The organism is Protofrankia sp. CiP1_Cm_nod2 (assembly GCF_920664355.1).
Lineage (GTDB): Bacteria > Actinomycetota > Actinomycetes > Frankiales > Frankiaceae > Protofrankia.
Genome location: NZ_CAKKTL010000188.1, coordinates 3,265 through 10,594, shown reverse-complemented (window position 1 = coordinate 10,594; position 7,330 = coordinate 3,265). Strand labels below are relative to the sequence as shown.

Annotated in this window: 5 protein-coding genes; 4 read left to right on the top strand and 1 reads right to left on the bottom strand. The window is 70.9% G+C overall.

What is annotated here, in order from left to right; translation table 11 throughout:
• The 4 genes from NBW84_RS18325 to NBW84_RS18310 form a co-directional block, all read left to right on the top strand.
• Nucleotides 1-1,369, top strand: a 1,369-nt coding sequence (locus NBW84_RS18325; RefSeq protein ID WP_250285957.1) for a cytochrome P450, incomplete at its 5' end; no start/stop codon positions are given.
• 152 nt (nt 1,370-1,521) lie between these two features.
• On the top strand, nt 1,522-2,637 hold the full coding sequence (locus tag NBW84_RS18320; protein ID WP_250285956.1) for a polyprenyl synthetase family protein: 1,116 nt from the start codon (nt 1,522-1,524) through the stop codon (nt 2,635-2,637).
• A 74-nt stretch (nt 2,638-2,711) separates the two neighbouring features.
• Nucleotides 2,712-4,073: a cytochrome P450 gene (locus NBW84_RS18315; RefSeq protein ID WP_250285955.1), complete on the top strand. Its 1,362-nt coding sequence runs from the start codon at nt 2,712-2,714 to the stop codon at nt 4,071-4,073.
• A 112-nt stretch (nt 4,074-4,185) separates the two neighbouring features.
• Complete coding sequence (locus tag NBW84_RS18310) at nt 4,186-5,811, top strand: ABC transporter substrate-binding protein (protein WP_250285954.1); 1,626 nt, start codon at nt 4,186-4,188, stop codon at nt 5,809-5,811.
• Nucleotides 5,812-5,859: 48 nt separating this feature from the next.
• Here the strand turns inward: NBW84_RS18310 and NBW84_RS18305 are convergent, their stop codons facing one another.
• Nucleotides 5,860-7,077: an acyl-CoA dehydrogenase family protein gene (locus tag NBW84_RS18305; protein WP_250285953.1), complete on the bottom strand. Its 1,218-nt coding sequence runs from the start codon at nt 7,075-7,077 to the stop codon at nt 5,860-5,862.
• Between the last annotated feature and the right edge of the window lie 253 nt (nt 7,078-7,330).

Genomic DNA, 7,330 nt, shown 5'->3' with positions numbered 1-7,330 from the left:
CTCCTTCGCGGTCGCCTCGGGTGGCCTGCCGGTGCTCGGCCACGCCCTCCAGCTGTGGCGCCGGCCGTTGCGGTTCCTGTCCGCGCTGCCCGCCCAGGGCGACCTCGTCCAGATCGGTCTCGGGCCGCGTCCGGCCTACCTGGCCTGCCACCCCGAGGTGGTCACCCAGGTCCTGGTGGACTCACGCACCTTCGACAAGGGCGGGCCGCTGTTCGACAAGGCGCGGCTGCTCGTGGGCAACGGGCTCGTCAGCTCCATGCGGGAGGACCACCGCGTACAACGACGGATGATCCAGCCCGCGTTCCATCCCGCCCGGATGCCCGGCTACGCCCGCCTGATGCGCGAGGAGATCGCCGACGTCCTGGGCTCGTGGGAGGACCACCGGCCCATCGACATCAGCGAGGCGATGCACGCCCTGACCCTGCGGATCACCGCCCGTACCCTGTTCGCGACCACCGTCGGGGGACGTCCCATCATCCCGGAGGTCGCCTACTGCATGCCGATCATCATGCGGGGCGTCTACAAGCGGATGGTCGCGCCGATCGGCTGGCAGGAGAAGCTGCCCACGCCGGGCAACCGCCAGTTCAACCAGGTCCGGGAACGGATGCACACCGTCATCAGGGAGACGATCGAGTTCCAGCGACGCGCCGGGACGGACCACGGCGACCTGCTGTCGATCCTGATCGCGGCCCGTGACGAGGAGACCCGGCACCGGCTCAGCGACGAAGAGGTCTACGACCAGATCATGACCCTCCTCATCGGCGGGACGGAGACCACGGGGAACACCATGGCCTGGGCCTTCCACATCCTCGCCGAGCACCCGGAGGTGGAAGCCCGGCTGCACGCCGAACTGGACGAGGTGCTCGGCGGCCGGCCACCGACGTTCGAGGACCTGCCGCGGCTGGACTACACCTGGCGGGTCCTGCACGAGACCCTGCGGATGTATCCGCCGGCCTGGCTGCTGACCCGCACGACCAGCAGGGACACCGAACTCGCCGGGCAGCGGCTGGCCAGGGGCACCATCGTGATGTTCAGCCCGTACATGATGGGCCGCAACCCCGCACTGTTCACCGACCCGGAACGGTTCGACCCGGACCGCTGGCTGCCCGAGCGGGCCGCGGGCATCCCGCGCGGCGCGATGGTGCCCTTCAGCGCGGGCAGCCGCAAGTGCATCGGTGACACCTTCGGCCGCGCGGAGACGACGCTCACGCTGGCCACGATCGCCACCCGCTGGAGCCTGCGTCCCACGCCCGGCGCCAGGCCGCGCACCACCATCCCGAAGGCGTCGCTGGGCACCGGGCCGTACCTGATGATCCCGAAGCCGCGTGCCGCCGCCAGCGCGGGGCTCGCGCTGCGCACCGCCGGCTGAGCGACACCAGCCGAGCCACGCCGGCCAAGCCGGCTGAGCGATGCCGGCTGGCCAGCCCTTACGCCCGCCTCCTACCGCGGGCCGCCTACCGCGAGCCGCCGCCTACCGCGGGCCGCCCCCGGCCCGTGTCCTGCCGAAGAAGGGCCCGTCCCATGAGCGAGTACACCCCGCCGCTGCGGGTCACGTCGCCGGCCGCCCTCGACACCCTGGCGCGGTGCCGGGACCTCGTCCTGCCGGCGCTGCGCGAGACCGTCGACCGGCTGCACCCCTGGCTCGGGCGGATGGCGTCGTTCACGTTCGGCTGGTGCGACTCCGACGGCACACCGACCGTGCGTGGCACCAGCAACAACAGCGGTGGCGGCAACGGTGGCGGCGGCGGCAAGGCGCTGCGGCCGGCACTCGCCGTCCTCGCCGCCGAGGCCGTCGGCGCCCCGGCACAGGCCGCGGTCGCCGGGGCGGTCGCCGTCGAGCTGGTGCATGCGTTCTCACTCGTCCACGACGACATCATGGACGGCGACGAGCAGCGCCGGCACCGGGCCACCGCCTGGAAGACGTTCGGGGTGGGCCCGGCCGTCCTGGCCGGTGACGCGCTGCTCGCCCTCGCCCTGGACACCCTCGCCCACAGCACCGGCCGGCTCGCCCCGGCGACCAGGTCGGCGGCGATGAGCCTGCTGTCGACGTCACTGGTCGAGCTGGTCAACGGGCAGGCCGCCGACATCGCCTTCGAATACCGGCCGTGGACCGGCCCGGAGGCGGTGACCGTCGAGGAGTACCGGACCATGGCGACGCGCAAGACCGGGTCGCTGCTGGGCTGCGCGTCGGCGCTGGGAGCGCTGCTCGGTGGCGCTCCGCCCGAGATGGTCACGGCGATGTCCCTGGTGGGCCGCGACCTGGGAACCGCCTTCCAGGCGGTCGACGACCTGCTGGGTATCTGGGGGGATCCGGCGGTCACCGGCAAGCCGGTGTTCAACGACCTCCGCCTGCGCAAGAAGACCCTTCCCATGGTCTGCGCTCTGGCCGGCTCGACGGCGTCGGCCCAGCAGCTCGCGGACCTGCTGGCCATGCCGCTGGACACCCCGGACGCGGAGTGGACGCTGCGCCGGACGGCGGCCCTCATCAGCAAGGCCGGCGGCCGGTCCTTCACCACCGCCCAGGCCCACCTGCATCTCGACCGCGCCCTGCGGACCCTCGACAGCGTCGCGATGGAACGTACGGCCGCCGCGGAACTGATCACGTTGTCCGAGTTCGTCGTCAACCGCACCCACTGATCCGCGGGCGCGACTATGCCATCGCCTTCCAGCACATCGCCTTCCAGTACGTCCGGAACAAAGGAGATCCACGGATGACGGCAACCGTCCCGGGTGTCACGTCGGCCCCCGGCCGGCTCCCGCTGCTGGGCCACATGCACCGGATGCTCAGCGAGCCACGCAGGTTCTTCGAGTCGCTGCGTGACAGCGGCGACATCGTCACCATCGGCCTCGGGCCGGCGCGGGCCTACGTCATCAACAATCCCGTCTGGGTGCACCAGATCCTCACCAGGGACGTCCGCAAACTCGACAAGGGCATCGCCTACGAGAAGTCGGCGCCCTTCCTCGGCAACGGGCTGCTGAACTCCACCGAACCGACCCACATGGCGCACCGCCGGCTGATGCAGCCGGCGTTCCACGCGGCCCGGATCGCCGGTTACGCCGACCAGATGCGGCAGGCCGCCGAACAGCGCGCCACCGGCTGGCGGGACGGCCAGACCGTGGAGTTCGTCCAGGAGATCCACACTTTCGCGGTGGCCGTGGTGTGCCGAGCGCTGTTCTCCTCCGATCTCGGTGACAGCGTCGCGGTCGAGGTCGAGGAGACCTTTCCCATCCTGCTCAAAGGCGTGGCCAGGCGGATCGCCTTCCCGGTCGGCTGGCTGGAGAGGCTGCCGACACCGGGCAACCGCCGCTTCGAGCGGGCCCGCCGCCGGCTCGACGAGGCGCTGACGGACGTCATCGCCCAGTACCGGGAACGGGGTGCCACCGACGGTGACCTGATGGCACTGCTGCTGGCCGCCCGCGCCGACGGCGGCCGCCCGGGCCTCACCGACCAGGAGATCCATGACGAGGCCATGGCGCTGTTCCTGGGCGGGGTGGAGACCGCGCAGGACGTGCTGAGCTGGACCTGTCACCTGCTCAGCCGGCACCCCGACATCCAGCAACGGCTCGCCGCCGAGGTGGACACGGTGCTGGCCGGCCGGCCCCCCGGCTATTCGGCGCTGGCCGACCTGGTCTACCTGCGGCAGGTTCTCACCGAGGCGCTGCGGCTGTTCCCACCGGGCTGGCTGCTGTCCAGGCGGACCATGACGGAACTCGTGCTCGGCGAACACCGGATACCGCCCGGAAGCAACGTGCTGTTCTCCCTGCACGCCATCCAGCGTGATCCGGCGGTCTACACCGTTCCCGAGGTCTTCGACCCGGACCGGTGGAGTGACGAGGGCACCGCGGCCATCCCCCGTGTTTCCTTTCTCCCTTTCGGTGCGGGCAACCGGAGCTGTATCGGCGAGCCGTTCGCCTGGGCGGAAATGATGATTTTCATGGCGGCGGTCGTCGCCCGCTGGACGCTGCACCCGAAACCCGATTACAAGGTGCGCCCGAGCCGCTCGACGATGCTCCAGCCCACACGCGTGCCACTCGTCGTCCAGGCCCGACGGCCCGCCGCCCGGACGGCCTGACCGGCCCCGCTCCCCACACATGTCCGACGTCCACACACGTCCGACGTCCACACACGTCCGACAACGGCCGGCCGACCGCCGGCCGATACCCAACCCGTACAAGGACATCCATATGAGACCGAGAAATCCGTCCGGCTGTACCACCTGGCTCCGCCGCGCGGCGGGTGCCGGGCTGGCCGGTGTGCTGCTCACCGCCTGTGGGTCGGGCGGCACGGGCGGCGCGGGTGCCGCCGGGGCCGTCCCGAAGCCCGGCGGCCGGCTGGCCTTCGCGCTGACCTCTGACTTCGGCTGCCTCGACCCCCAGCAGGTCAGCTCGATCGACTCGGTCTACCCGGCACGCCAGCTCGTGGACTCCCTGACCGACCAGGACCCGGCCACCGGAAAGATCGTTCCGTGGCTGGCCGAGCGGTGGGAGACCAGCCCGGACGCGACGGCGTTCACCTTCCACCTGCGTCCGGGCGCGACCTTCAGCGACGGCAGCCCGGTCGACGCCCGGGCCGTCAAGGCGAACTTCGACACCGCCGAGAAACTCGGGACCATCGCCGCCCAGGCGGCCAGCTACCTGCAGGGCTACCGCGACACCACGATCGTCGACGACCTGACCGCCCGGGTGTCCTTCAACCGGCCGGCCGCCCAGTTCCTGCAGGCGACCTCCACCCACACCCTCGGGCTGGTGTCCCCCGCCAGCACGGCGAAGCCTCCGGCCGAACGGTGCGCGTCGGGCATTGTCGGCTCAGGGCCGTTCACCCTGGGCAGCTACCAGAAGAACCAGTCGATCACGCTGAACAGGCGGGCCGGCTACCACTGGGGCTCGACGCTGTGGAAGCAGCAGGGGCCGGCCTACCTGGACCAGATCGTCTTCCAGGTCCTCCCCGAGTCCGGGGTCCGTAACGGCAGCCTGCGGTCCGGGGCGATCGACGGCGACTCCGCGGTGGCATCCCAGGACGAGGCGAGCCTGCGCACGGACGGCTTCACGCTGCAGTACAAGTCCGCCCCCGGCCTGCCCTACGGGTTCAGCGTGAACACCGGACGCCCGCCCCTCGACGACACGGCGGTACGCCGCGCCGTCTCCCGGGCCATCAACCGGCAGGAGATCATCAGCACCGTCCTCACCCCGCTGACAAAGCCGGCGACAAGCCCGCTGGCCAGTTCCACCCCCGGCTACGTGAACCTCTCGGCGGACCTCGTCTTCGCCCCCGACGAGGCAAGGAAACTGCTGGACGACGCCGGCTGGCGCCCAGGGCCGGACGGCATCCGCACCAAGGACGGCAGGCCCCTCCAGCTCACCGTCCAGTACTTCACCGGCCAGACGTCGGCGAAAACGATACTGGAGCTGATCCAGCAGCAGCTGCGGGCCGTCGGCATCGCGGCGGCCCTGCACGAGGAACCGGTCGCCAACGGCGGCAGGGTGGTCCAGGCGAAAGGCTACGACCTGCTCTGGGGGCACACCAAGGGAGCCGACCCCGACGTGCTGCGGACCCAGTACTCCAGCACCGGCCTGAACTTCAACAACCTCAGGCCCGGCCCGCTGGACGACCTTCTCACCCGGCAGGCCGCCACCGCCGACCAGAACGCCCGCATGGCGCTCGTCAGACAGGCGCAGGAGCTCATTCTCACCAACCAGTACAACGTCCCCGTCATCGAGCTGACCGTCATCCTGGGCCTGTCGGCCAAGGTGCACGACGTCATTCTGAACGCCGACGCCCGGCTGCAGTTCCACGACGCCTGGAAATCCTGAGGCCCGCTCCGGGCCGCCCTGTTGTCCCGGTCGTCTCCCGCCACGGGGTCACCGTCGCATCAGGAGCGGCCCGCCCAGGAGGTACTGACCGACCATCTCGAAATTCGTCCGCGCGAGCGTGATGTGCTTGACCGCCGCGTGGATGTCGCGGAAACAGCGGTCCAGCCGGCTGGCGGCGTACAGGGAACTCGTCCCGGCCAGCTCGTAGAGCGTGTCCACGGCGGACACGGTGTTCTCACCCACGGCTGTGGCCGTCAGACGGATCAGTGCGCTGAGCTCCTCCCCGCTGTGATCCTCCCCGCCGTCGCCCGCCGACGCCGTCGCCTGGTCGGCGGCGTCGGCCAGCAGCAGAGCCGCCGCCCGCACCAGGATCTCCGCGCGGGCCAGCCCCGCCTGCACGATGTGGCCGGCGGCCAGCGGGCTCGTCGCCCTGGCGGGAATCTTCTCCCGGGCCAGCGACCGGAAGACCGTAAGGGCGTCCTGGGCTATTCCCAACGCCGTCGACGCCGTCGTGAACGGGGCGAAGTCGTAGTAGGCGATGCCGTAGCCCCGCGAGGGACGGTCGGCGGGGACGCCGCGCAGCAGCGAACCGTCAACCGTGTACTCCTCGGGGACGACCAGCCCGTCGACGTGGAAGGTCGTGCTTCCCGTGCCGCGCAGCCCCCCGGCGAACCAGTCGTCCACGAACCGGACGGCGCTCTTCGGCACGAAGATCATACGTGTCCGTGACCCGGCCGGAGCCGTGCGGGAGCTGTCGTCATCCACGAGCACCGCGGCACAGACCAGCCAGTCGGCGTGCGCCGAGCCGCTCGCGAACGACCAGGTGCCGTGCAGCCGATATCCGCCGGATGCGGGCTCGGCCCGGCCGGTCGGGTTGATCCCGCCGACCACCAGCCCCGTGCTCTCCCGGAAGAGCCGGTGCGCCACCGGCTCCGGCAGATAGTCCGACATCCGGCCGATCGCTCCCTGAACCCCCATCTGCCAGGCGACGGACGCGTCGAGACGGGCAAGCGCCCGCAGGACGGCCGAACCGGTCCGCACGCTGACCTGGCCGCCGCCGAAGTCACGCGAGACCCACATCCGGTGGATGTTCTCCGCGCGCAGCGCGTCGATGACCGCGGCCGGTGTCGTCCTTTCCCGTTCGCCCTGGTCCCGGTACCGGGCAAGCAGCGGAGCGATCCTCTCGACACGCGCGGCCCATTCCGTGGTCTCCGCGGAAGGAGAACCACCGCCGGGAAACACCCGGCACGCACACCCGTCGCTCATCTCAGCTCCCGCGAGAACACCTGAATGATCCATAATCTCCGGACTGCCAGGGATGATGCCGGGACAAGCCCCTCCGAGTGGCACAGATCGCGAAAGGCCCACCAGTCGTCCGGATATGTCCTTTCTGGGCGCGGACGGCTGTCGGCGGGATACCCACCGGCCAGGGACACCGACGTCATGGCGGGCGGCGTACCCGACAAGCCCGGTCGTCATGGTCGGCTCAATACCGCAACGGCACATGCGCTGACCGTGC